A 22983-nucleotide genomic window follows, 5' to 3' on the forward strand; every position below is an offset into this window, starting at 1 on the left:
GCGCACGCCGCAGCGGCTACGCCTCGAAGCGGTAGCCGAGCCCGCGCACGGTGACGAGCATCGCCGGCTCCGACGGAACGGCCTCGATGCGCGAGCGGATGCGCTTGATGTGCACGTCGAGGGTCTTGGTGTCGCCGAAGTAGTCTGCACCCCACACCCGGTCGATGAGCTGGCCGCGGGTGAGGACGCGTCCGGAGTTGCGCAGCAGCAGCTCGAGCAGCTCGAACTCCTTCAGCGGCATGGCGGTCTCGACGCCGTTGACGCTGACGGTGTGGCGCTCGACGTCCATCCGCACGGTGCCCGCCTCGAGCACTGCGTCGCTGTCGTCGTCGGCCTCGATTCGGCGGCGGAGCACCGCGCGGATGCGGGCGAGCAGCTCCCGGGTCTTGTAGGGCTTCGTCACGTAGTCGTCGGCACCGAGCTCGAGGCCCACCACGATGTCGATCTCGCTGTCCTTGGCGGTGAGCATGATGATCGGAACGGTCGACCGCGTGCGGATCTCTCGGCACACCTCGGTGCCCGAGAGCCCGGGCAGCATGAGGTCGAGCAGCACCAGGTCGGCGCCGTTGCGCTCGAACTCCGCGACCGCGGAGGGGCCGTCGGCGGCGATCGTCGTCTCGTAGCCCTCGCGTTCGAGCAGGTAGGCGAGCGGTTCGCTGAGCGACTGCTCGTCTTCGACGATGAGGATCATGGTCATGTGTCTTCTCCGGTGGTCGCCGGGGCGGGAGCCGCCTCGGGAAGTCGAATGGTGAAAGTGGATCCGCTGCCCAGCTGCGACCAGACACGCACGTCGCCGCCGTGGTTGTGCGCGACGTGCTTGACGATGCTGAGACCGAGCCCGGAGCCGCCGGTGTTGCGGCTGCGAGCCGGATCGATGCGGAAGAAACGCTCGAAGACACGGTCGAGGTCGTCTTCGGGAATGCCGACGCCCTGGTCGGTGACCGCGATCTCGACGATCCCGTCGACGTTGCTCACCCCGATGCCGATGCGCGACTTGCCTGGCGAGTACTGGATCGCGTTGGCGATGAGGTTGTGCAGCGCGACGACCAGCAGCGACTCGTCTCCATAGACGGTCGCCCCCGCGTCGCCGCCGCTGACCAGCTGCACCGCGCTCGCGTCGGCGGCGACATGGTTCTGGTCGATAGCGAGCGCGACGACGTGGTCGATCGCGACGAGCTCGGGCTTGGCGAGCGCGTCGGCCGCCTGCAGACGCGAGAGCTCGATGATCTCCTGCGTGATTCGCGACAGGCGCTCCGACTCCTTGGTGAGGCGCTTGGCGAACTTGCGCACCTGGTCGGCGTCGTCGGCTGCGAAGGAGAGCGCCTCGGCGAGGAGGCTGACCGCCCCGATCGGGGTCTTCAGCTCGTGGCTGATGTTGGCGACGAAGTCGCGGCGCACGTCGTCGAGCCGATACGCCTCTGTGCGGTCCTCGGCGAGCAGCAGGATGTAGCGGGCGCCCAGCCGGGCCACGCGCACGAAGAGGTAGAGGTTCGCGTCGCCGAACGGTCCACGCGCGAGGTGCACCTCCTCGGTGATCGACTCGCCCGAACGACGCACGCGGTCGACCAGTTTCACCAGCTCGGGATGCACGAGCGACTGATGGGAGACGAGACCGAAGGCGAGCGCGCCGGGGCTGACCTTGACCACGTTGTTCGACGGGTCGAGCACGACACCGGCGGACTCGAGGGCGTCGATGACCTGGTCGATCCCGTCGGGAACGGCGGAACTCACCACGTCGACCGCGCGCTGTCCGCGCTGCGCGGCTGCGACGATGATTGCCACCATGCCGGCTCCGACTATCACACCGAAGACAAGCGACAGGGGCACCAGCCATCCGGAGTCCATACGGACTAGGTTAGTTACAACTTGAGGGTCACCTGACAGGTGTGCCCGAACAGCCGCCGTGCTTCGTCCAGTGTTCAGCGAGTCAACACCCGTTGTTAACCTGACGAGGGCAGGCTGGCGTGAACTGTGCGGGATGAACCATGCCCGCAGCGAAAGGGACATAACGTGCGCGAGGTATTCCAGCAGGAGCTCCAAGAAGTTCAGGAGCGTCTTGTTGAGATAGCGACCCTGGTCGCCGTCTCCATCGACAATGCAACTCGGGCGTTCAACGAGTCGAACGTCTCACTCGCCGAGACCGTGATCGCCGACGACGAGAAGATCGACGTCGCAGCCCTCGAGCTCGACGAGCTCGCCATCAACATCCTCGCCCGCCAGCAGCCGGTCGCCCGCGACCTGCGCATCGTCGTGAGCGCACTGCGCATCTCGGCGTCGCTCGAGCGCATGGGCGACATGTCCGAGCACATCGCGCAGCTCGCGCGCTACCGCTTTCCCGACAAGGTCGTTCCGAAGAGCCTGCGCGGCACCTTCGCCGAGCTGGGCACCCTCGACGTGGCCATCGCGAAGAAGCTGGTGGAGCTGCTCAAGACCGAGGACACGCGTCTTGCCGAGGAGATCCGCAACGACGACGACCGCATCGACGCGCTGCACCTCAGCGTGTTCGACAAGGTGCTCGGCGAGACCTGGAAGGGCGCAGCGGTCGACACCGTCGACGCGACCCTCGCCTCGCGCTACCACGAGCGCTTCGCAGACCACGCGGTCTCGATCGCCAAGAAGGTGCAGTACCTGGCCACGGGCGACTGGCACGTTACCAGCAACTAGAGCCACGCTGATCGGCTCAATCGCCGTTAACGGTGGATGCCGCCTCTCGAGTCGAGAGGCGGCATCCGTCGTTTAAATGGCCGGCTGGCTACTTCTTGCCCTGGTTCGCGACGGCGGCGGCACCCGCGGCGGCGGCCTCGGGGTCGAGGTAGTACGCGGGCTTGATCGGAACGAAGTTCTCGTCGAGCTCGTAGACCAGCGGGATTCCGGTGGGAACGTTGAGCTCGGAGATGTCGGCGTCGCTGATGCCGTCGAGGTGCTTGATCAGGGCGCGCAGCGAGTTGCCGTGTGCGGTGACGAGCACGGTCTTGCCAGCCTTGAGGTCGACGGTGATGTCGCTCTCCCAGTAGGGCAGCATGCGGTCGATGACGAGCGCGAGGCTCTCGGTGCGCGGGATCTCCCCGTCGATGCCGATGTAGCGCTCGTCGTGCACCTGGCTGTACTCGGCGTCGTCGTCGAGCACGGGCGGCGGCACGTCGAAGCTGCGGCGCCACTCCATGAACTTCTCCTGGCCGTACTTCTCGAGCGTCTCGGCCTTGTCGAGGCCCTGCAGCGCGCCGTAGTGGCGCTCGTTGAGGCGCCAGGTGCGCTTGACCGGGATCCAGAGGCGGTCGGCGACCTCGAGGGCGAGGTTCGCGGTCTGGATCGCGCGGGTCAGGAGGCTCGTGTAGAGGATCTCGGGCTTCAGGCCCGACGCCGCCAGCAGCTCGCCGGCACGGTTCGCCTCGTCGACGCCCTGATCGCTCAGGCGCACGTCGACCCAGCCGGTAAAGAGGTTCTTCTGGTTCCAGTCGGAGTTTCCGTGGCGCAGCAGGATAAGCGTGTAAGTCATGCCGCCCAGCTTATCGACAGGGCGCGCACGCTTAGGGTTGACCAATGCCCATCGGATCCATCACTCGTGGCACGACGGGCACCAATCGCCTGCGCCGCATCGACCGCTGGATCGCGACCCTGGCCGTGCTGCGTCGCTCCGCGGATCCGCTCGTGGTCGATCTCGGCTACGGCGCATCCGCCACCACCTCTCTCGAACTGCACCACCGCCTCTCGAAGGTGCGCTCCGACGTCGAGATCATCGGCGTCGAGATCGACCCCGCCCGCGTGAAGCTGGCGTCGCTCAGCGCGAAGCCGGGCGTGAGCTTTCGGCTCGGCGGCTTCGAGGTTCCGCTGCCCGCAGGTCGCAAGGCGACGGTCATCCGCGCGCTGAACGTGCTGCGGCAGTACGACGAGTCGCTCGTGCTCGAGAACTGGCACCGCTGCGTCGACAGGCTGCAGCCGGGCGGCGTTCTCGTCGAGGGCACCTGCAACGAGGTCGGCCGCGTCGCCAGCTGGGTGGATGTCACGGCCCGCGGCCCGCAGTCGTTCACGATCTCACTCCGCCTCGACGAGCTCGACCGTCCGTCGATCGTGGCCGAGAGGCTGCCCAAGGTGCTGATCCACCGCAATGTCCCCGGCGAGCGGGTGCACGCGCTGCTCGTCGCGCTCGACAAGCACTGGCAGCACAACGCCGCGCTGTCGACCTACGCGCCGAGCCAGAGGTTCATCGCGACGGTCGCGGCCCTGCGCGCCGACGGCTGGCCCGTGCTCGGCAATAAGTCGCGCTGGCGCCTCGGCGAGGTGACCGTGGCGTGGCACGCGGTCGAGCCGCTCGGCTTCGCGTGGGGACGCTGATGGGCGCCGCGGTGCCCGGGCTCGCGCGCGTCGAGCTGCATCCGATCGGCATCGACGAGGCGCGGCGCATTCTGGCCGGAACGCCGGCGCCGCACGACCGCTGGGCGCCCGACTACCCCTTCGTCGACGAGCTCGACGTGCTGCGCGGGTTCGTCGAGCATCCGCGTGACGCGCCGTTCGGGCTGTACGCGATCCGCCGGCTCGCCGACGGGCTGCTCGTCGGCGGCATCGGGTTCTTCGGCCCGCCGCGCGACGGCGTGGCCGAGCTGGGGTTCGGCCTCGTGGAGTCTGCACGGGGCCGCGGATTCGCCCGGGAGGCGCTGACCGCGGCCATCCGCATCGCCCTGTCGAACGGGGCGACGTCGGTCATAGCGGATGCCGCGATCGACAACCATGCGTCGCACGCGACCATGCGCGGCGCGGGCATGCTCGAGCTGCGGCGCGACGCGGAGCTCGTGTACTTCGGCACCGCGAGCGCGTAGGGCGCCGGTTCGGGCGTGCGCCGGAGCCGGTAGAGCGCCAGTTCGGGCGTACGGCTGCTGCGCGCGCTGCAGCCCGACGCCCGAGGTGTAGCCCTGCGCGCCTCAGACCTCCGGCAGCAGCGCCCGCGCCTCGTCGGCCGGCCGCCCGGCAGCCACGAGCAGGTCGACCACGAGCGGGCGGGCGAGCAGCACGATGATCGTCTCGGTGACGGGGGCGTCGGGCACGATCGACTCCGGGTGCAGGCGCGGCGCGATCTCGGCGAGTATCGCGGCGGCCTCGTCGGCGCGGGCGGGTTCGTCGATGCTCGCGCCGAGCACTTCGATGCCGCGCGCGATGCCGCCCAGCAGCTCGGCCAGTTCGGGGCGCGGCACCCCGTCGCGCACGAGGAACGACACCCTGCGGTCGATCACGCGCAGGTGCCGAGCGGCGAGGTCGAGGCCCTGCAGCACGCGCGCCTGGTGCCGCAGCGCGGGGAGGTGCCTCCGCAGGAACGGGGAGATGCGCGAGATCGAGATCGCGGAGTCGAGCGAGGTGTTCCAGTCGTCGACCAGCGGCTGGGTGCGGCGTAGGCGCTCCACGGCGAGCGACGCCGCAGGCTCGTCGCCCGACCTCAGCCCGTCGAGCAGCGCGTCGAACGACTCGGCGAGCGTCGACAGCAGCCGGCCGGCGTCGCGGCGGGCGATCGCACGCGGGTCGCGCGGGATCAGCGCGGTGACCAGCAGTGCGATCACCCCGCCGACGAGCCCGTCGACGCTGCGCGTCAGCACTCCCCCGTCGGGGTTGGGCAGAAGCATGACCATCATCGACTGGATGCCGGCGGCCGCGGCGAACGCGGCGCTCGGCGACGTGAACCGCGCCACGATGAGCGTGAGGAAGAGGATGAGCGCCAGCTGCCACACGCCGCTGCCGAGCAGGGTGAACAGCACCTCGCTGAACAGGATGCCGATGAGGATGCCGACGACCGAGTCGAAGACGCGGCGCGGCCGGGCGTCGCGTCCGAAACCGAGGCTCGAGATGACCACGGTGATCGACAGCAGCGGAACCGAGTGCCCGAGCACGTAGTGCGAGAACGCGTAGCTCGCCACCACCGCGACGACGATCTGCACCGCGGCCGGCACCGAGTTCCAGGCGCGCGTGCTGGCGATCCCCAGGTCGAGCCGAATGCGCATCCGGCGCTCGAATCGGCGCAGCCTCTCGGCCGGGCTCGACACGATCAGCGGCGGACGGCGCCCAGGCGCGGCAGCCGCGGCACGTTGGCCTCGGCGCCCGCGTCACGCGGCACGATCACTTCTTGTGCCGCGGCGATGCGGATGTCGTCGGCGAGCACCGACAGCTCGGCGTCGTGCTCGGTGTTGCGTTTGATCACGGCGAGGGCGATCGGCCCCAGCTCGAAGTGCATCGCCGCCGTGGTGACGACGCCGATCGGGTCGTCGGAGCCGGCGAGCACCACGGGGCTTCCCGCGGCGGGCAGCACGCCGTCGGAGCCGTCGAGGTGCAGCATGACGAGCCTGCGCGGAGGGTGCCCGAGGTTGTGCACCTTGGCGACGGTCTCCTGTCCGCGGTAGCAGCCCTTCGTGAGGTGCACGGCCGAGCGCAGCCAGTCGAGCTCGTGCGGGATCGACCTCTCGTCGACCTCGGTGGCGAAGCGAGGGCGCCAGGCGGCGACCCGCAGAGCCTCGAGGGCGAGCAGGCCGGCGACGGGCAGGGCGGATGCCTCGGCCGACGCCGCACTCTCGATGAGCCGCTCGCTGTAGGTCCACTCCACGCCCGGATGCTCGGCGACGTGCGCGTACTGGTGGCCGCCCTGCACGACCGAGCGCCACGGGTCGTTCCAGACAAGGGGCACGCCGTTCGGCGCCGCCGCCTCGATCGCGGGAGTGCCGAGCGAGCCGATGGTGACGAAGTCGTCGCTGCGGTCGGCGAGCTCGACGCGCAGCATAAAGCGCATCTTGGTCAGCCAGGCGAGAAGGCCCTCGGCCTCGCCGGCGTCGACGAGCAGCCAGGTCGTGTCGCCGTCGTCGATGACGCGCATGGCGTATTCGAGCCGGCCGTTGATGTCAAGCTGCAGCGTCTCGCTCGAGTCGCCGGGCTTCATGCCCTTGATCGACTGCGAGGTGAGCGAGTCGAGCCAGCTCAGCCGGTCGGGGCCGCTGACGGTGACGACACCGTGGTGGGAGAGGTCGACGATGGCGGTGCCTTCGGCGAGGCGCTTCTGCTCGCCGAGCGGGTTGCCGTAGTGCTCGGGCGGCGAGCCGACAGCGCCGGGGAGGGATGCGAACGGGCTCGCGCCCTTCGACAGGTTCAGGGGGCGATCCTCACTCGACACGGCTGAGGCTCCCCGACGAGTGCGTGCGCAGGTCCTGACCGAGCGCGGCGATGTCCCAGGCCCAGAGCAGTTTGCTCTCGACCAGGCCGTAGATGCGGGTGGCCGCCGAGTACTCCTTGGCCGTGGCCGTGCGCAGCACGGCATCCGTCGCCAGATCGATCCGCGGGCCCTTGATCTGCCCGATGTAGAGCTCGCTCACCCCCAGCGGGTGCACGAGCGACACCTCGATGTCGAAACCGCCGTCGGTGTTGCGCAGCGTCTCGACCTCCTCCGCGTTCGCGTAGGGCTTGGCGCCGATGCCGGGCAGCATGCCGGGGCCGGAGTCGCCCTGGTGCGACGGACGGCTGAGCCGCCAGTATCCGGTCTCGGCGACGTGCGGGGTGTTGGCGCCGTCGAGCGACCACGTGTACGACGTGTAGTTCAGGTACGGCAGGCCGTCGTGGGTGAAGCTGAGGCGCTGCCCGAATTCGTGCTCACGGATCTCGTCGCCCACGGCGTAGTGCACGACGCCGGTTCCCTCCCACAGGCCGATGAGCCAGGAAAGGGGTACGAGTTCGGCGGGGAGGTCGGAGTTGAGCTCGATCACGCGCTACTCCAGGGGATCAGCGCTGGCCGCGGAAGAGGTTGTAGAGCACGACGATCGAGGTGTATCCGATCGCGAGGCTCGCCAGAACGAGGAGTCCGGTGAAGAAGAGTTCCAGAGCGACGATCATGACTTCAGCCTAACCGCGATTCGCGCGCGTCGCTTCAGGAAACCACGGCGAAGATCGCCGTCGACGCGGCGAGCGCGACGAGCGCCCCGCCGGTGGAGACCATCACCCGGGTGACGAAGCCCTCTTTGCGGCGGATGGCGAGCTGGATCGTGAAGGCCGCGATGATCGCGGCCGCGAAGACGATGGGCACCCAGGTGAAGTACTGGTCAGGCGCCGAAAAGAGCCCGATCACGACCGCTCCGATGATCGCGAGGGCCCACACGGGGAGGATGCTTGCCAGCTGCCAGGTCACAAAGCAATCTTAAGCCGCTTGTAGACTGTGCGGAGGCACTTTGGAGGACCCGTGGCGCAGCTGCTTATCCTGACCTCTGCGGGCGACAATGACGTACTCCCCGCATTGGGGCTACTCAGTCATAAAACTCGACAAATCCCGGCTGAGCCGGCTTCGCTCATCACCGCGCCCACGTGCGACCTCATCTTCATCGACGCCCGCTACGATCTGGCCAGCTCGAAGTCGCTCTGCAAGATCCTGAACACGACGGGCGTGAACGTTCCGCTCATCCTGATCCTCACCGAGGGCGGCCTCACCGCCGTCAGCGCCGACTGGGGCGTCGACGACGTCATCCTCGAGGGCGCGGGACCGGCAGAGGCGGATGCTCGCATCCGGCTGGCGATCGGACGTCAGGCCCAGGACAAGTCGAGCACCAAGATCCAGGCCTCCGGAGTGGTCATCGACGAGGCCAGCTACTCGGCCAAGGTGCACGGCAAACCGCTCGACCTCACGTTCAAGGAGTTCGAGCTGCTGCGCTTCCTGGCGACGCATCCCTCCCGTGTCTTCACCCGCGAGCAGCTGCTCAGCGAGGTGTGGGGCTACGACTACTTCGGCGGAACCCGCACCGTCGACGTGCACGTGCGCCGTCTGCGCGCCAAGCTCGGCGACCTCGAGTCGCTCATCGGCACGGTGCGCAACGTCGGCTACCGGTTCAACGTGTACGACGACGAGAACGAGCGGTTCCCGGCGCCTCTCGTCAACTGACGGTCATTGAGCCTGCGCGGTGGAGCTGTAGGAATCGCGCCAGCGATTCGGCGACCCCAGCGCCGACTGAGCCTGCGAGGGAGGATAGACCAATGACAGTCGAGCAACTCGCATCCCGCCCCGACTGGTTCGATGTTCTGGTTCAGCGCGCCGCCCGGGCCGACGGCCAGCCGCCGTTCTCCGACGGGAGTCTCGTCGAGCTCGCTACGGGTAGACGTCGGCTGCTCGCGATCGGCGATGTGGCGGCGGCGCTCTACACACCGGGCGAGGCCGAGTTCGTCGTCGACCCCGACGCCCGCAGACACGGGCACGGCACGGAGTTGCTCGAGCACCTGCTCGCACTCGACGCCGGGCTGAAGGTGTGGGCGCACGGCGACCACAGGGGCGCGCGGGCGCTTGCGGCGAGCCACGGGCTGGCGCCGATGCGCGAGCTGTTGCAGCTGCGGGCCACGGCCCCTGAGCACGTCGAAGGGGCGCACGCCGAAAGCGGCGCTTCGACAAGCTCGGCGACCGGAACAGGCTCAACGACCGGGGCGTTCGCGGTCGGACGCGACGAGGACGCCTGGCTCGAGCTCAACGCCCGCGCGTTCGCCTCGCACCCCGAGCAAGGCGCGGTGAACCGCGCCGACCTCGACGTGCTCATGGCCGAGCCATGGTTCGACGCCGACGACTTCCTGCTGATGCGCGCCGGCGACGCCCTCGTCGGCTACTGCTGGCTCAAGGTCGAACACGGCATCGGCGAGTTCTACGTGGTCGGCGTCTCCCCCGACCGTCAGGGCGAGGGGCTGGGCCGCCGTCTCGTCGAGGCGGGCCTGGGTCGGTTGGCCGAGCGCGGCATCCGCGAGGCCCGCCTGTATGTCGAGGCCGACAACGCCCCGGCCGTCGCCCTGTACCGGTCGTACGGATTCGACGACCACTCGATCGATATCCAGTACGCCCGGCCGTAGCCGCGAGAAACTCGTTCATCAGTCATTCACGCGACAGTGGGATGATGGCGGGATGGATAGCGAAAACACTCTCATCGATGCACTGGCCCCCAGCGAATCGCTCGACGAGTACGACATCGACGAGTCGTCGAGCGTCGACGACGGCTCGCTGCCCTACGACCGCTACCTCGACCGCGAACTGAGCTGGCTCGCGTTCAACCAGCGGGTGCTGGAGCTCGCCGAAGACACGACCCTTCCGCTGCTCGAGCGCGCGAACTTCCTCGCCATCTTCGCGAGCAACCTCGACGAGTTCTTCATGGTGCGTGTCGCCGGACTCAAGCGCCGCATCGCCACCGGGCTCGCCGTGCCCACCAACGTGGGCACCGCGCCGGAAGACGTGCTCGCCGCCGTGAGCGCCAAGGCGCACGACCTGCAGCACCGCCACGCCGTCGCGTTCGGCGACCACGTGAAGCCCGCGCTCGACGAGGCCGGCATCCACATCGAGACGTGGAGCGACCTCGACGAGGCCGACCGCGACCGCGCGCACGAGATCTTCTCGCTGCAGATCTTCCCGGTACTGATGCCGCTCGCCGTCGACCCGGCGCACCCGTTCCCCTATATCTCCGGCCTCTCGCTCAACCTCGCCGTGCGCGTGCGCAACCCGAAGACCGACAAGGTCGAGTTCGCGCGTCTCAAGGTGCCGACCGTGCTCCCGCGCTTCGTTCAGCTGCCCAACGACGGCAGCGGTCGCCTGCGCTTCATCCCGATCGAGGACCTGATCTCCAACCACCTCGGCGAGCTGTTCCCGGGCATGGAGATCCTCGAGCACCACGAGTTCCGCGTCACCCGCAATGAAGACGTCGAGGTCGACGAGGACGAGTCGGAGAACCTCATCCAGGCGCTCGAGAAGCAACTGCTCAACCGCCGCTTCGGCCCGCCGATCCGCCTCGAGATCACCGAGGACATGGATGACCTCACCCTCGGTCTGCTGGTGCGCGAGCTCGACATCACCGAGCAGGAGGTCTACCGCCTGCCCGCTCCCCTCGACCTGGGCGGGCTGTTCCAGCTCAACCGCATCGACCGTCCGCTGCTGAAGTACGCGAAGCACGTGCCGACGACGAGCGTGAGCCTGCTGCCGAACGAGCCGAACGCGGCGCCGAACATCTTCACGTCGATCGCGAAGGGCGACGTGCTGCTGCACCACCCCTACGAGTCGTTCTCGACGAGCGTGCAGACCTTCCTCGAGCAGGCCGCCGCCGACCCGAACGTGCTCGCCATCAAACAGACGCTGTACCGCACCAGCGGCGACAGCCCCATCGTCGAGGCGCTCATCGCGGCCGCCGAGGCCGGCAAGGCCGTTCTCGCGCTCGTCGAGATCAAGGCGCGTTTCGACGAGACCGCCAACATCAACTGGGCGCGCAAGCTCGAGAAGGCCGGTGTGCACGTGGTCTACGGCCTCGTCGGGCTGAAGACGCACTGCAAGCTCGCCCTGGTGATCCGCCAGGAGCGCGGCGTGCTCAAGCACTACAGCCACATCGGCACCGGAAACTACAACCCGAAGACCAGCCGCATCTATGAAGACCTCGGGCTGCTCACCGACGACGACGTCGTCGGCAAGGACCTCACGCGCCTGTTCAACGAGCTGTCGGGCTACGCGATCGAGAAGAAGTTCAAGCGCCTGCTGGTTGCCCCGCTGCACCTGCGCAAGGGACTGCTCAAGCACATCAAGACCGAGACCGACAACGCGAAGGCCGGCCTGCCGTCGGGCATCCGCATCAAGCTCAACTCGATCGTCGACGAGGCCATCATCGACGCGCTGTACCGGGCGAGCAACGCGGGGGTCCCGGTGGATCTCGTGGTGCGCGGCATCTGCGGCATCCGCCCCGGCGTCGAGGGGATGAGCGAGAACATCCGCGTGCGCTCCGTGCTCGGGCGCTACCTCGAGCACGCCCGCATCTTCTCGTTCGTGAACAACGGCGACCCGCAGGTCTACATCGGCAGCGCCGACATGATGCACCGCAACCTCGACCGCCGCGTCGAGGCGCTCGTGCGACTCGTGGCCCCCGACCAGCTGCGCCAGATCGACGAGCTGTTCGAGCTGGCCCTCGCCGAGGACACCTCGTCGTGGTGGCTCGACGAGACCGGCGAGTGGACGCGCCACTCCCGCGCCGAGAGCGGCGAGCCGCTGCGCGACATGCAGAACGTGATCATGAAGCGCATCTCGCAGCGCAAGCGCGCGATCTCCCGCTAGGAACGGGCGGCATGGCCGGCATCGTCTACCCCCGCCCGCTGCGGCGGGGCGGCGTGGTCGGCGTGCCTGCCCCGTCGTCGGGGATCCCCGACGACCTGCGCGGCCGGCTCGACTCCGCGGTCGCGGCGCTTCGAGTCCCGCGGCCTGCGGGTCGCTCTGGGCAAGCTGGTGTGGGCCGGCGGGCTGGTCTCCGGGCCGGCCGCCGACCGGGCCGCCGAGCTGACCGCATTCTTCGAACGGGCGGATGTTCGCGCGGTCGTCCCCCCGTGGGGAGGCGATCTCGCCATCGACCTCGTCGGATTGCTCGACTGGGACGCGCTCGCCCGCGATCCGACCTGGTTCGTCGGCTGGTCGGACATCTCGACCCTGCTGCTGCCGCTCACGATCACCACGGGCATCGCCACCCTGCACGGCGCGAACCTCATGGACGAGCCCTACGAGCTGCCGGAGGAGTTCGAGCGCTGGACGACGCTCGCCTCCGCCGCGGCGGGCGACACGGTGGTGCAACGGTCGGCGCCGCGCCGCCGGACCCGGCCATGGGCCGACTGGGAGCACGAACCGCTCGACCGGGATCGGGCGTACGAGGAGCCGACGGCCTGGCGCACGCTCTCCGGCGCCACCGAGGCCGCGTTCTCGGGGCGGCTCATCGGCGGCTGTCTCGACACGGTGTCGCTGCTCGCCGGAACCCGGTTCGGCGACGTCGACGGGTTCGCGGCCCGCCACGCCCCCGAGGGCCTCGTGGTCTACCTCGAAGTCGCCGAGGCCGACGCCGTGACCGCGGCCAGGATGCTGCACGCCGTGCGGCTGGCCGGCTGGTTCGACCACGCGAACGGCGTGCTCATCGGGCGCACCGTCGCGCCGTCCCGCGACGGGATGAGCCAGGAGGACGCCGTGCGTTCCGCCCTCGGCGACCTCGACGTGCCCGTCATCCTCGACTTCGACGCCGGCCACGAGCCGCCCCAACTGCCGCTCGTCAACGGCGCCCTCGCCGAGGTCGTGCTCGGGGCGGGCTCGGGCACCATCTCCCAGCGTTTCGTGCCCTGACCGGCGACACGATCTGCGGCGTTTGGGGCGGTTCGAGCGCGGCGGTGCCCCGATCGACGCAAACCGACGAGCGGAACCGAACTCAGACGGCGAAGTCGACCGGGGTCGTCGACATCGGACCGCCGCACCGCTCCGAGCCGCCGGTGCGGGTCCACTCGAGGTCATAGCCGTCTTCCGCGAGCAGGGCTCCGGCGTCGTCGAGGGCGCGCAGCGTGAGCCGGTCGGGCGTCGACGTGAACGACCCGACCGTCCACGAGCCGTCGCCGTCGGGCCTGACAGTGAACATCAAGGAGTTGGCCGAAGTCGCGTCGGCTGAGCTCACGCAGTCTCCGTCGGCGCAGGCCTCGAGCGTGGCGAACTCCCCCGTGATGTGCACCTCCACCGAGTAGAGGTGGCCGATCGCCGTGCACGCGAAGGTGCACCCGGTGAGGGTGGCGAAGAGCAGGACGACGGTGCCCGAAAACCCGACGATTAGTTTCATCCGCGACATGGGCCAACGCTATCGACCGGCCGGATGCCGCGACAGGGCCGACCGGGAACGTTGCCGAATCGACACCGCGGGTGAACGTGAGCGAAACGCTGTTCGAAAACGTGCACCGGGCGCCGACTCGTACCGGCAGAATGTTCGTATGACGTCTTCCACCGCGGCCGAACGAACGAAGTCGACCCGGTGAGCGAACCGACTCTGCCCGTTCTCGCGGCGGGTGCCGTGTGCTGGCGCATCGTCGACGGCAAGGCCCGCGTTCTGCTCGTGCACCGCGGCGACCGCGGCGACGTGTCGCTGCCCAAGGGCAAGCTCGATCCCGGCGAGACACTGCCGCAGACGGCGGTACGCGAAATCGCCGAGGAGACCGGGCTCGCGATAACTCTCGGCGCTCCGCTGGGCACGGTCGAGTACACGCTGCCGAACGGGCGCGAGAAGATCGTCTACTACTGGTCGAGCGAGATCGCCGACGACGCCGTCTCCACGTTCAAGGCGAACGCCGAGATCGCCGCGGTCGAATGGGTCACCATCGAGCGGGCGCGCAAGAAGCTCAGCTACGCGCACGATCTCGACGTGATCGACCGGTTCGAGCAGCGGCTGCAGACCGGTCGCGCGCGCACCTTCGCGATCATCGCCCTCCGCCACGGCACCACCGTTCCCCCGTCGATGTGGGACGGCCCAGACTCCACCCGCCCGCTCATGCAGCGCGGCGTCGACCAGTCGCTGAGCATCGCACCCGCGATCGCCGCCTACGCGCCGGCCAAACTCGTCAGCAGCACCGCGGCCCGGTGCCTCGCCACCATCGCGCCCCTCGCCGGAGCCCTCGACCTGCCCGTGAAGGAGTCGAAGGCGATCAGCCAGGACGCCTGGGAGAACGGAACCGGCAACGTCGAGAAGGTCGTCGCCAAGCGCATCGCGAAGGGCGTCACCGCCGTGCTCTGCAGCCACGGGCCGGTGCTTCCCGAGATCATCCTCGAGATCGCCCGCGTCACCCACACCCCCAGCGACTCCGCTCTGCGCCGCGCCGCCGAGCTCTCGACGGGCGAGTACGCCGTCATCCACATCGCTCGCGAGAGCGTTACCCCGAGAATCGTCGCGGTGGAGTCTCACGGGCCCGCACTCGGCTGAAGCTTCCCCCGTCGTTTACCTCCCGTTCACCTCGTGGGACGAGTCTGGTTAACCTCCGCGAATAGCGTCGTCTTTTGGGTCGGCACCGGCCCTCATCCTGTACTCAAGAACATTCCCGAAGGGAAACCCGTGAAGACGGCAACAACGAACTTCAAGCGTTTCGGCAGCATCGCGGCCATCGCTATCGCAGGCACCATGCTCTTCTCCGCATGCGCGTCGAACGAGGGCGGCGCGCCCGCCGACTCCGAGAGCACCCTCAGCGGCACGCTGGACGGCGCCGGCGCATCGTCGCAGGACAGCGCCCAGCAGGCATGGGTCGCTGCATTCCAGATCGAGAACCCCGACGTCACCATCAACTACGAGCCCTCCGGCTCGGGTGCCGGCCGTGAGGCGTTCATCGCCGGCGGAGTCTCCTTCGCCGGAACCGACTCGGCGCTCAGCGACGAAGAGATCGCCGGCGAGTTCGGCTCCTGCGTCGCCGACACCGGCTACGTCCAGGTTCCCGCCTACATCTCCCCGATCGCCGTGATCTTCAACGTGGAGGGTGTCGAAGAGCTCAACGTCGACGCGACCGTCCTCGCGGGCATCTTCAAGGGCACCATCACGACGTGGGACGATGCAGCAATCGTCGCACTGAACGAAGGCGTCACGCTTCCCTCGGCTCCCATCACCGCCGTGCACCGCTCGGATGACTCGGGTACCACCAAGAACTTCTCCGACTACCTCGGCAAGGTCGCTCCCGACGTGTGGGATGCAGAAGCAACCGACACGTTCCCCTACCCGGACGCCAAGGGCGAAGCCGCACAGGGCACCTCGGGTGTTGTCAGCGCAGTGACCGACGGCACCAACACCATCGGCTACGCCGACGCGTCGAAGGCCGGCGACCTCGGTGTCGCGAAGCTCAAGGTCGGCGACGAGTTCGTCTCCTACTCGCCTGAGGCAGCAGCAGCAGTCGTCGACGGCTCGCCCGCCGTCGAGGGCCGCGACGCCACCGACCTGGCGATCAAGCTCGACCGCAACACGACCGACCCGACCCACTACCCGCTGGTTCTCGTGAGCTACATCATCGCTTGCCAGGAGTACACGGACGCCGAGGTCGGCCCGCTCGTCCACGACTACGTCGCGTACCTGACGTCCGAGGCCGGCCAGGCCGAGGCCGCCAGCTCCGCCGGCGCCGCACCGCTCTCGTCCGAGCTGTCGGCCAAGGTCGCGACCGCGATCGAGTCGATCAAGTAACACCGCTTCGGCCTGTCGGGCTGCGAATCCCTGCTTCATTGCAGGCGGTCTCGCAGCCCGACAGACTTAGTTCAACCACCGCACTTCGAACAGATGGGTCCCGGAAACAGAATGACGACCGCACCAGCGCCGAGAGCCAAGCTCCGGCTCGGAGATCGAATCTTCTCCGGGAGCACCGTCACCGCGGGTGTCATCATCCTGGTGGCCCTCGCGGCCGTGGCGATCTTCCTCATCGCCCAGAGCATCCCCGCTCTCACCGCCGACCCGGCCGAGCTCAAGGGCTCGCCCGCGAGCTTCTGGGCCTACGTCGCCCCCCTCGCCTTCGGAACCATGTGGGCCGCAGCGCTCGCACTGCTCATGGCGCTGCCGATCTCCATCGGCATCGCCCTGTTCATCTCGCATTACGCGCCCCGCCGCGTCGCGCAGACCCTCGGCTACATCATCGACCTCCTCGCCGCCGTTCCCTCGGTCGTCTTCGGCCTGTGGGGCATCAAGGTGCTCGCCCCGGCCGTCACGCCGCTCTACGGCTGGCTCGTCGACAACCTCGGCTGGTTCCCCCTCTTCTCCCCGCCCGTCTCCGGCACCGGACGCACGGTGCTCACCGTCGCGATCGTGCTCGCCGTGATGATCATCCCGATCATCACCGCGGTCACCCGCGAGGTCTTCCTCCAGACTCCCCGACTGCACGAGGAGGCGGCACTCGCCCTCGGCGCCACCCGCTGGGAGATGATCCAGATGGCCGTGCTGCCGTTCGGCCGCCCCGGCATGATCTCGGCAGCCATGCTCGGCCTCGGTCGCGCGCTCGGCGAGACCATGGTCGTCGCGATGGTGCTCTCGCCCGCGCTCGTCATCACCTTCGTGCTGACCAGCTCGTCGAACTCGCCCACCATCGCCGGCAACATCGCCCTCAACTTCCCCGAGGCGCACGGCGTCGACGTGAACGTGCTCATCGCGACGGGACTCATCCTGTTCGCCATCACCTTCGCGATCAACTCCGTCGCCCGCATCGTCATCAACCGCCGCAAGGCGTTCTCTGGAGCGAACTAGTGAGCACCACAACGATGCGCCCTGTGGACTCGTCCACCGTCAACGCCCTCACCACCGGACGCCTGCCCCGTTGGGCGCCCTGGGTCCTCCTCGGCGGCAGCTGGATCGTGCTCTGCGTCGTGTTCGGCTTCGTCGCCGCCGCGAGCGACAGCGAGTTCAACATCGCCGCGGCGCTGTTCCTGGGAACCATCCTCTTCGACGTCCTGATCTTCGTCGTCGCGTACCTCGTCGAGGGCGCACGGCAGGCCAGGGACCGCCTGATCACCTCGCTCGTCGCGACCGCGTTCATCATCGCCCTGCTCCCGCTCGTGTCGCTGATCTCTACCGTTCTGGTCAACGGCCTGCCTCGCTTCGACATCCAGTTCTTCTCCGAGTCGATGCGCAACGTGGTCGGCGAGGGCGGCGGCGCCCTGCACGCCATCATGGGCACCCTGCTGATCACCCTCGCGGCGACCCTCATCTCGGTGCCGATCGGTCTGCTCACCGCCATCTACCTCGTCGAGTACGGCCGCGGCTCGCTTGCCCGCGCCATCACCTTCCTCGTCGACGTGATGACCGGCATCCCGTCGATCGTCGCCGGCCTGTTCGCCTACGCGTTCTTCTCGCTCATCCTCAGCGATCCCGGGGTGCGGTTCGGGCTCGGCGGCTCCGTCGCGCTGTCGCTGCTGATGATCCCCGTGGTCGTGCGCTCGAGCGAGGAGATGCTGAAGCTCGTGCCGAACGAGCTGCGCGAGGCATCCTACGCACTGGGCGTTCCCAAGTGGCTCACGATCCTCAAGATCGTCATCCCCACGTCGATCGCCGGAATCACCACCGGAGTCACGCTCGCCATCTCGCGCGTCATCGGCGAGACCGCCCCGCTGCTGCTCATCGCCGGATTCACCGCGAGCATGAACTACAACCTCTTCGAAGAGAAGATGATGTCGCTCCCGGTCTTCGTCTACACGCAGTACGCCAACCCCGGCACCGACGTGCAGTCGTACCTCGACCGCGCCTGGGCCGGAGCACTCGCCCTCATCGTGATCGTGATGGTGCTCAACCTCGTGGCGCGCCTCATCGCCAAGATCTTCTCCCCCAAGCTCGGTCGCTAGCCCCTCCCGGGCCAAGCAAAACTAAAGGAATCCCGTGTCTAAGCGCATTGAAGTCTCCGACCTCAACGTCTACTACAGCAAGTTCAAGGCTGTCGAAGACGTGACGTTGACGATCGAACCCCGCACCGTCACCGCCTTCATCGGCCCCAGCGGCTGCGGCAAGTCGACCTTCCTCCGCACGCTGAACCGCATGCACGAGGTCATCCCCGGCGCCCGCGTCGAGGGCGAGGTGCGCATCGACGGCAACAACCTCTACGCCGCCGGCGTCGACCCGGTGCTCGTGCGCCGCCAGGTGGGCATGGTGTTCCAGCGCCCCAACCCGTTCCCCACCATGTCGATCCGCGACAACGTGCTCGCCGGCGTCAAGCTCAACAACCGCCGGATGACCAAGAGCGAGGGCGACGACCTCGTCGAGAAGAGCCTGCAGGGCGCGAACCTATGGAAAGAGGTGAAGGACCGCCTGGCACTGCCGGGATCCGGCCTCTCCGGCGGACAGCAGCAGCGACTGTGCATCGCCCGCGCGATCGCCGTCTCCCCCGAGGTCATCCTCATGGACGAGCCCTGCTCGGCCCTCGACCCGATCTCCACGCTCGCGATCGAAGACCTCATCGAGGAGCTGAAGAAGGACTACACGATCGTGATCGTGACCCACAACATGCAGCAGGCCTCGCGTGTCTCCGACCGCACCGCCTTCTTCAACATCGCCGGCACCGGCGCCCCGGGCAAGCTCATCGAGTTCGACGACACCGCGACGATGTTCTCAAAGCCGAGCGTGCAGGCCACCGAGGACTACGTCTCCGGCAAGTTCGGATGATCCTCCGCCTCGCCTGAAGAACGCCCCACTCCGGTGGGGCGTTTTTCGTTGTGGCGGGGCCCGGTGGCGCTCAGCGGCGCACGGGACGCAGCGTGTCGGGCACGGGCAGCGGCAGCGTGTAGAACGACGGCAGGGGGCCACCCACGGCTCCCCCGTCGTCCTCCTTGAGTCGCACGCGCTCGGCCGACACCTCGACCAGACGCACGCGCAGCCAGTCGCCGTCGTCCAGCTGCAGCTCGTACGGGTCGGCGAGGTAGCCGATACCGAGCTCGTCGAGCGTCTCCTCGGCGTCGAGCCAGTCGACGACGCCGGTGCGCTCGCGGCCGAGCAGGTCGATCGCGACGAATCCATCGCCCGCCGGCCGCATCCAGCCCAGAAGCTCGCCGTCGCGACCGCGGCGATGCTCGATCCAGTCGTCCGCCATGGTCGACGATTCTACTGGCAGTTACGCGCTGGTGATCGCGACGATCGGCTCGGTGGTCGGGGTCTCCGAGCCACCGCGCGGCTCGACGGTCACGCCCACGGCGTCGCCGGCGTGCATCTCGCCGTCGAGCACCCGCAGTGTGCGGCCGTCGTCGCTGACGGTGAAGGTGCCGGCGGGACGAGCGCCGGTCTCCTCGCCGATGAACCAGAGCTCGTAGACCTTGTCGTCGGGCAGCTCGGGCAGGCCGTCCACGATCATCGCCGCGCTGGCGAGCTCGCCCGACCAGACGAGCGTGGCCGTGCCGCCGCCCTCGATCTCGGAGACCGCGCGCTGCGAGTCGCTCGCCGCGTTGATGGCCGCCAGCTGGTCGGCCGCCTGGTTGTTCTGCTGCGACTCGCCCATCGTGTTGACGAGCACTCCGCCGCCGATGATCAGGCCGAGAACGGCCGCGACGGAGGCCAGCGCGACAGCGGGCTTGGTGAACCAGCGCGCCTGCGCCCTGCGCTCGGCAGGCGTAGGGGCGGTGCCGACTGCGGAGGTCGAAGCCGACGGAGGCGTCGCGGCGGCAGTCGACGGCGAGGCCGGGCGGGGCGGGGCGATCTCGGTGACGGAGGCCGTGGCATCCGTCTCGCCTGTCGTATCGTCCTGCAGCGGAGGCAGCTGCGGCGTTGAGGCGATCATGTCCATGATGTTGGCCTTGAGGGCCGGCGGAGGCGTGACGGGGGCGACGGCGCGGCCGAGGAGCACCGCGGTGTCGGCGAGTTCTGTCACCTCGTGACGCAGGGACTCGGACTCGGTCAGACGCGCCTCGACGGCGGCGCGTTCCTCGGCGGAGAGCGCGTTCAGGGCGTAGGCGCCGGTGAGCGACGTGGGGTCGTTGCGCTGGTCGGTCACGATGCCACCCCCAGTTCGTCGCGTAGTCGGATCATGCCGTCTCGCAGCCTAGTCTTCACCGTTCCGATGGGGACGCTGAGGAGGGTTGCGACTTCGCTGTGACTGTATCCCCCGTAGTACGCGAGCGAGACGGCCTGGCGTTGAAGTTCGGTCAGTCGGAGCATCGCCTTTTCCACCCTCTCGTGTTCGACGCGGGTCTGTACTGTCTCTGCGACATTGTCGTAGGCGGCATCGTAGTCACGGATGCCGATCTTGGTGTCGCGGTCACGCGACGACTGGGAGGCGCGAACGCGGTCGACGGCACGTCGGTGGGCCATGGTCATGATCCACGTCGACGCCCCGCCCTTGGTGGAGTCGTAGCGCGTCGCCGTCTGCCAGATCTCGAGGAAGATCTCCTGCGTGACCTCTTCTGACTGTGCGTGGTCGCGCAGCAGCCGCCGCACGAGCCCGAGCACCCGAGGAGCGATCTGGTCGTACAGGGCGGCGAACGCCGCCTGGTCGCCCTGCGCGACGCGTGCCAGGAGCTGGTCCTGGGTCACGGGCGCGTCAGACTCGAAGTCCTGGCGGTCATCGGTCTCGCGGGTCACGAGCTTAAGCATGTCAGTAGTTCGGCGCGAAAGCCTGTACGGATTGGTGCGCCTCGGAACAGTGCTGAAATGGTGTGCCCTCAAGTCTTAGTGCCGGACCGCGGAACGCCTCTCGGCGCAAGGCCGCTCGAAGCGGCTATTAGTGGAGCCCGGGGTTACCGCGGCCCGGCGGCATCCATTTTACCCATGATCCGAGCGGATGCGCCGTCAGTCGAGATTTCCCGCACGGTCGAGGCGGGCGCACGTGCTCAGCTCGTCTCCCGTGAGGGTGAGCCGAAGCGCTCGGGTGGTGAGGTCGTTGGCGCGATCGGGGGTGATGAGCTCGACGTCGCCGGCGACGCTCACGCAGCCGGCGGAGGTGATGCGGCAGAACGACGCCGCCCGGTCGAGCGCTGTCGCGAAGTCGCCGCGGAACAGCCCGCGAAGGATCTCGTCGGCCAGTTCGGTGATCTCGTCGGGACCTGTGGGCATCGGCGCGCCGGCCACGGCGGCGTCGATCGTGCGCAGAACCTCGGTGCCCCGCTGGAAGAGGAAGGAGATGTTGTCGGGGTCCTGCCGGATGAGCAGCCGGATCAGGTAGATGCGCCAGAGTGCCCCCGCGAGGCTCTTCGCGCTCGAGCGGGCCCACAGTTCCGAGAGCGCGTCGACGCCGTGCTCGTCGGTGTACGCCACGAGACGTTCGACCACGGCGGGGTCGTCGGTCGCCCGGGCGCGGTCCACCAGCGCGTGGGCGGTGTCGTGCGCGACGCGCAGGATCTGCTCGGGATCATCGCCGCCCTCGAAGGTGTCGAACTTGTCGCCGGAGTACTGCGTCGGCTTATGGAACTCATCGGTCACAACTACACGCTACATTTAATACCAAGGGCCTCTAGCTCAGTTGGTAGAGCATCGGACTTTTAATCCGTGGGTCGTCGGTTCGAGCCCGACGGGGCCCACCCTTCGGGATCCGCGTACTCTGCGCGGATCCCCGTCTTCCGGGCGGTCGAACCGGTCTCGGAGCTGTTCGACTCTAGAGCTGTTCGACTCTAGAGCTGTACGACGATCTTCTCGGCCGATACGCCGGCGCGCTGCGTGTCGAGTGCGAGCTGCACATTCCGCAGTCCGCGCCCGACGACCCGCGGCGGCGGCGAGGGGAGGAAGGAACCGTCTTCGAGCGCACCAGGCAGGAAGTCGCGGAATATCAGGTCGCCGACTTCGTCGTCTTTCAGGCTCGACCCCCAGATGAACCGAGCCTGGATGCCACGCACACGAGCCCTGATCATGAGCGAGGTCGTCGACGACATCAGTCGCCAGAGCAGTCGGGGAATCTCGACGGACTTGCGGCGGCTGTCGGCGAGGGCGGCGAATGAGACCGCTGGGCTCGCGAGCGCCACCCGGCGGGAGCCTCCGGCTGCGTGGGCGATGTCGACGCACGGGCGCGCCGACCCCGTGCCGATGGCGAGAGTGCCGGCGAGGCGGCCGCCCGCGACGGCCGCCGTGACATCCGCCACCGCCGAGTCGCTCGCGTAGTCGAAGACCTCGCTCGCCCCGAGACGTCGTACATAGTCGAAGTTGCGCGGCGAAGCAGTCGTCACGACCCGGTACCCCGCGGCGACGGCCAGCTGGATGGCGTTGCTCCCGACGCTCGTCGATCCGCCCCACACCACCACCGTCTCGCCGGAGCCCGGCAGCGCGGACCCCGGGTGCCGCAGAGCGAGCTGCCCCTTCTGGAACAGCCCGCAGGCAGCCGTCGACAATCCCAGGGGCAGCACCGCCGCCGCCTCGAAGGTCATACCGTCCGGAATCCGGGAGGCGAGGGCCTCGGCAAGCACCGTGTACTCCTGGAAGGCACCCTGCCGCGGGTCGTTGACGTCCTTCTCGGCACCGACGGCGAGACCGAGGACCCTGTCGCCCACCGAGAACCGGGAGACGCCTGCTCCTACCGCCACCACCTCGCCAGCCACGTCGCTCCCGAGAACGAAGGGCTTCTTGATCCAGCGGTACATAAACGCTCCTGCCGTCTGGATCACCCAGTCGACCGGATTGACGGCGACGGCGAAGTTCCTCACCATGATCTGATTCGGGCCCGGCTCGGAGCGCCCAGCTTCCCTGACTTCGAGGGGTCGGTCGAGCGCGACGATGCTCGCCGTGTGATTGATCGCGGTCATGATCGGACTCCTTATGTCAC

The 22983-nt window shown here is 68.4% G+C and carries 25 protein-coding genes and 1 tRNA gene; 13 read left to right on the forward strand and 13 right to left on the reverse strand.

The genetic code is table 11. The features are described 5' to 3' along the window. Nucleotides 1-16: 16 nt before the first annotated feature. Together ABIE21_RS10645 and ABIE21_RS10650 are read right to left on the reverse strand one after the other, a co-directional pair. Nucleotides 17-697, reverse strand: a complete 681-nt coding sequence (locus tag ABIE21_RS10645; RefSeq protein WP_354024798.1) for a response regulator transcription factor — start codon at nt 695-697, stop codon at nt 17-19. Then, the gene (locus ABIE21_RS10650) at nt 694-1845 is read right to left on the reverse strand and encodes a sensor histidine kinase (RefSeq protein WP_354024799.1); all 1152 of its coding nucleotides are present in this window, start codon (nt 1843-1845) and stop codon (nt 694-696) included. The genes ABIE21_RS10645 and ABIE21_RS10650 overlap by 4 nt, the downstream gene beginning before the upstream one ends. A gap of 165 nt (nt 1846-2010) precedes the next feature. On the opposite strand from ABIE21_RS10650, the gene phoU reads away from it, so the two are divergent. After that, nucleotides 2011-2664 (forward strand): phosphate signaling complex protein PhoU, encoded by a 654-nt coding sequence (gene phoU, locus ABIE21_RS10655; protein WP_354024800.1) that lies wholly within the window; start codon nt 2011-2013, stop codon nt 2662-2664. A gap of 88 nt (nt 2665-2752) precedes the next feature. On the opposite strand, the gene ABIE21_RS10660 is transcribed toward phoU, so the two are convergent. Continuing rightward, a complete protein-coding gene (locus tag ABIE21_RS10660) occupies nt 2753-3496 on the reverse strand; it encodes a phosphoglyceromutase (protein ID WP_354024801.1) in 744 nt (247 codons plus the stop codon). 44 nt (nt 3497-3540) lie between these two features. Between ABIE21_RS10660 and ABIE21_RS10665 the strand changes: the two genes are divergently transcribed. Together ABIE21_RS10665 and ABIE21_RS10670 are read left to right on the forward strand one after the other, a co-directional pair. Further along, entirely contained in the window at nt 3541-4332 is a 792-nt protein-coding gene (locus ABIE21_RS10665; RefSeq protein ID WP_354024802.1) for a class I SAM-dependent methyltransferase, read from the forward strand. Then, nucleotides 4332-4814: a GNAT family N-acetyltransferase gene (locus ABIE21_RS10670; protein WP_354024803.1), complete on the forward strand. Its 483-nt coding sequence runs from the start codon at nt 4332-4334 to the stop codon at nt 4812-4814. Before ABIE21_RS10665 ends, ABIE21_RS10670 begins: the two co-directional genes overlap by 1 nt. A gap of 102 nt (nt 4815-4916) precedes the next feature. Here the strand turns inward: ABIE21_RS10670 and ABIE21_RS10675 are convergent, their stop codons facing one another. The 4 genes from ABIE21_RS10675 to ABIE21_RS10690 all read right to left on the reverse strand — a co-directional run bounded on the left by ABIE21_RS10675 (nt 4917) and on the right by ABIE21_RS10690 (nt 8146). Then, nucleotides 4917-5984, reverse strand: a complete 1068-nt coding sequence (locus ABIE21_RS10675) for an FUSC family protein (protein WP_354024804.1) — start codon at nt 5982-5984, stop codon at nt 4917-4919. 44 nt (nt 5985-6028) lie between these two features. Beyond that, nucleotides 6029-7141 (reverse strand): CAF17-like 4Fe-4S cluster assembly/insertion protein YgfZ, encoded by a 1113-nt coding sequence (gene ygfZ / locus ABIE21_RS10680; protein ID WP_436232328.1) that lies wholly within the window; start codon nt 7139-7141, stop codon nt 6029-6031. Continuing rightward, the gene (locus ABIE21_RS10685) at nt 7131-7727 is read right to left on the reverse strand and encodes an FABP family protein (RefSeq protein ID WP_354024805.1); all 597 of its coding nucleotides are present in this window, start codon (nt 7725-7727) and stop codon (nt 7131-7133) included. The genes ygfZ and ABIE21_RS10685 overlap by 11 nt, the downstream gene beginning before the upstream one ends. A 161-nt stretch (nt 7728-7888) precedes the next feature. Further along, nucleotides 7889-8146, reverse strand: a complete 258-nt coding sequence (locus ABIE21_RS10690; protein ID WP_354024806.1) for a hypothetical protein — start codon at nt 8144-8146, stop codon at nt 7889-7891. A 51-nt stretch (nt 8147-8197) separates the two neighbouring features. Between ABIE21_RS10690 and ABIE21_RS10695 the strand changes: the two genes are divergently transcribed. The 4 genes from ABIE21_RS10695 to ABIE21_RS10710 all read left to right on the forward strand — a co-directional run bounded on the left by ABIE21_RS10695 (nt 8198) and on the right by ABIE21_RS10710 (nt 13111). Next, complete coding sequence (locus tag ABIE21_RS10695; RefSeq protein WP_354024807.1) at nt 8198-8890, forward strand: response regulator transcription factor; 693 nt, start codon at nt 8198-8200, stop codon at nt 8888-8890. A gap of 92 nt (nt 8891-8982) precedes the next feature. Further along, a complete protein-coding gene (mshD, locus tag ABIE21_RS10700; RefSeq protein WP_354024808.1) occupies nt 8983-9837 on the forward strand; it encodes a mycothiol synthase in 855 nt (284 codons plus the stop codon). A gap of 52 nt (nt 9838-9889) precedes the next feature. Next, entirely contained in the window at nt 9890-12067 is a 2178-nt protein-coding gene (locus tag ABIE21_RS10705; protein ID WP_354024809.1) for an RNA degradosome polyphosphate kinase, read from the forward strand. A gap of 168 nt (nt 12068-12235) precedes the next feature. Continuing rightward, nucleotides 12236-13111 (forward strand): S66 family peptidase, encoded by an 876-nt coding sequence (locus ABIE21_RS10710; protein WP_354024810.1) that lies wholly within the window; start codon nt 12236-12238, stop codon nt 13109-13111. Nucleotides 13112-13193: 82 nt separating this feature from the next. Here ABIE21_RS10710 and ABIE21_RS10715 read toward each other — a convergent pair whose 3' ends face one another. Then, the gene (locus ABIE21_RS10715) at nt 13194-13601 is read right to left on the reverse strand and encodes a hypothetical protein (RefSeq protein WP_354024811.1); all 408 of its coding nucleotides are present in this window, start codon (nt 13599-13601) and stop codon (nt 13194-13196) included. Between the two features lie 180 nt (nt 13602-13781). Between ABIE21_RS10715 and ABIE21_RS10720 the strand changes: the two genes are divergently transcribed. The 5 genes from ABIE21_RS10720 to pstB all read left to right on the forward strand — a co-directional run bounded on the left by ABIE21_RS10720 (nt 13782) and on the right by pstB (nt 18911). Beyond that, nucleotides 13782-14723: an NUDIX hydrolase gene (locus ABIE21_RS10720; RefSeq protein ID WP_354024812.1), complete on the forward strand. Its 942-nt coding sequence runs from the start codon at nt 13782-13784 to the stop codon at nt 14721-14723. A 195-nt stretch (nt 14724-14918) separates the two neighbouring features. Then, the gene (gene pstS / locus ABIE21_RS10725) at nt 14919-15959 is read left to right on the forward strand and encodes a phosphate ABC transporter substrate-binding protein PstS (RefSeq protein WP_354025157.1); all 1041 of its coding nucleotides are present in this window, start codon (nt 14919-14921) and stop codon (nt 15957-15959) included. Nucleotides 15960-16070: 111 nt separating this feature from the next. Then, complete coding sequence (gene pstC, locus ABIE21_RS10730) at nt 16071-17006, forward strand: phosphate ABC transporter permease subunit PstC (protein WP_354024813.1); 936 nt, start codon at nt 16071-16073, stop codon at nt 17004-17006. 14 nt (nt 17007-17020) lie between these two features. Continuing rightward, a complete protein-coding gene (pstA, locus tag ABIE21_RS10735; protein WP_354025158.1) occupies nt 17021-18097 on the forward strand; it encodes a phosphate ABC transporter permease PstA in 1077 nt (358 codons plus the stop codon). Nucleotides 18098-18131: 34 nt separating this feature from the next. Next, the gene (gene pstB / locus ABIE21_RS10740; RefSeq protein ID WP_354024814.1) at nt 18132-18911 is read left to right on the forward strand and encodes a phosphate ABC transporter ATP-binding protein PstB; all 780 of its coding nucleotides are present in this window, start codon (nt 18132-18134) and stop codon (nt 18909-18911) included. A gap of 70 nt (nt 18912-18981) precedes the next feature. On the opposite strand, the gene ABIE21_RS10745 is transcribed toward pstB, so the two are convergent. The 4 genes from ABIE21_RS10745 to ABIE21_RS10760 all read right to left on the reverse strand — a co-directional run bounded on the left by ABIE21_RS10745 (nt 18982) and on the right by ABIE21_RS10760 (nt 21653). Continuing rightward, nucleotides 18982-19335, reverse strand: a complete 354-nt coding sequence (locus tag ABIE21_RS10745) for a hypothetical protein (RefSeq protein WP_354024815.1) — start codon at nt 19333-19335, stop codon at nt 18982-18984. Nucleotides 19336-19356: 21 nt separating this feature from the next. Beyond that, complete coding sequence (locus ABIE21_RS10750; RefSeq protein ID WP_354024816.1) at nt 19357-20229, reverse strand: anti-sigma factor; 873 nt, start codon at nt 20227-20229, stop codon at nt 19357-19359. Further along, nucleotides 20226-20828, reverse strand: coding sequence for an ECF RNA polymerase sigma factor SigK (sigK, locus tag ABIE21_RS10755; protein ID WP_354024817.1), 603 nt, complete (start codon nt 20826-20828; stop codon nt 20226-20228). Before sigK ends, ABIE21_RS10750 begins: the two co-directional genes overlap by 4 nt. A 195-nt stretch (nt 20829-21023) precedes the next feature. Further along, a complete protein-coding gene (locus ABIE21_RS10760) occupies nt 21024-21653 on the reverse strand; it encodes a DNA-directed RNA polymerase subunit beta (protein ID WP_354024818.1) in 630 nt (209 codons plus the stop codon). Between the two features lie 25 nt (nt 21654-21678). Here ABIE21_RS10760 and ABIE21_RS10765 point away from each other — a divergent pair. Further along, a tRNA-Lys gene (locus tag ABIE21_RS10765) sits at nt 21679-21751 on the forward strand. Nucleotides 21752-21841: 90 nt separating this feature from the next. On the opposite strand, the gene ABIE21_RS10770 is transcribed toward ABIE21_RS10765, so the two are convergent. After that, nucleotides 21842-22963 carry a zinc-binding alcohol dehydrogenase family protein gene (locus tag ABIE21_RS10770; protein WP_354024819.1) on the reverse strand — a complete coding sequence of 374 codons (1122 nt, stop codon included), beginning with the start codon at nt 22961-22963 and terminating at the stop codon, nt 21842-21844. Nucleotides 22964-22983: the final 20 nt, after the last annotated feature.

Source organism: Conyzicola nivalis, from assembly GCF_040548875.1.
Classification (GTDB): Bacteria; Actinomycetota; Actinomycetes; order Actinomycetales; family Microbacteriaceae; genus Conyzicola; species Conyzicola nivalis_A.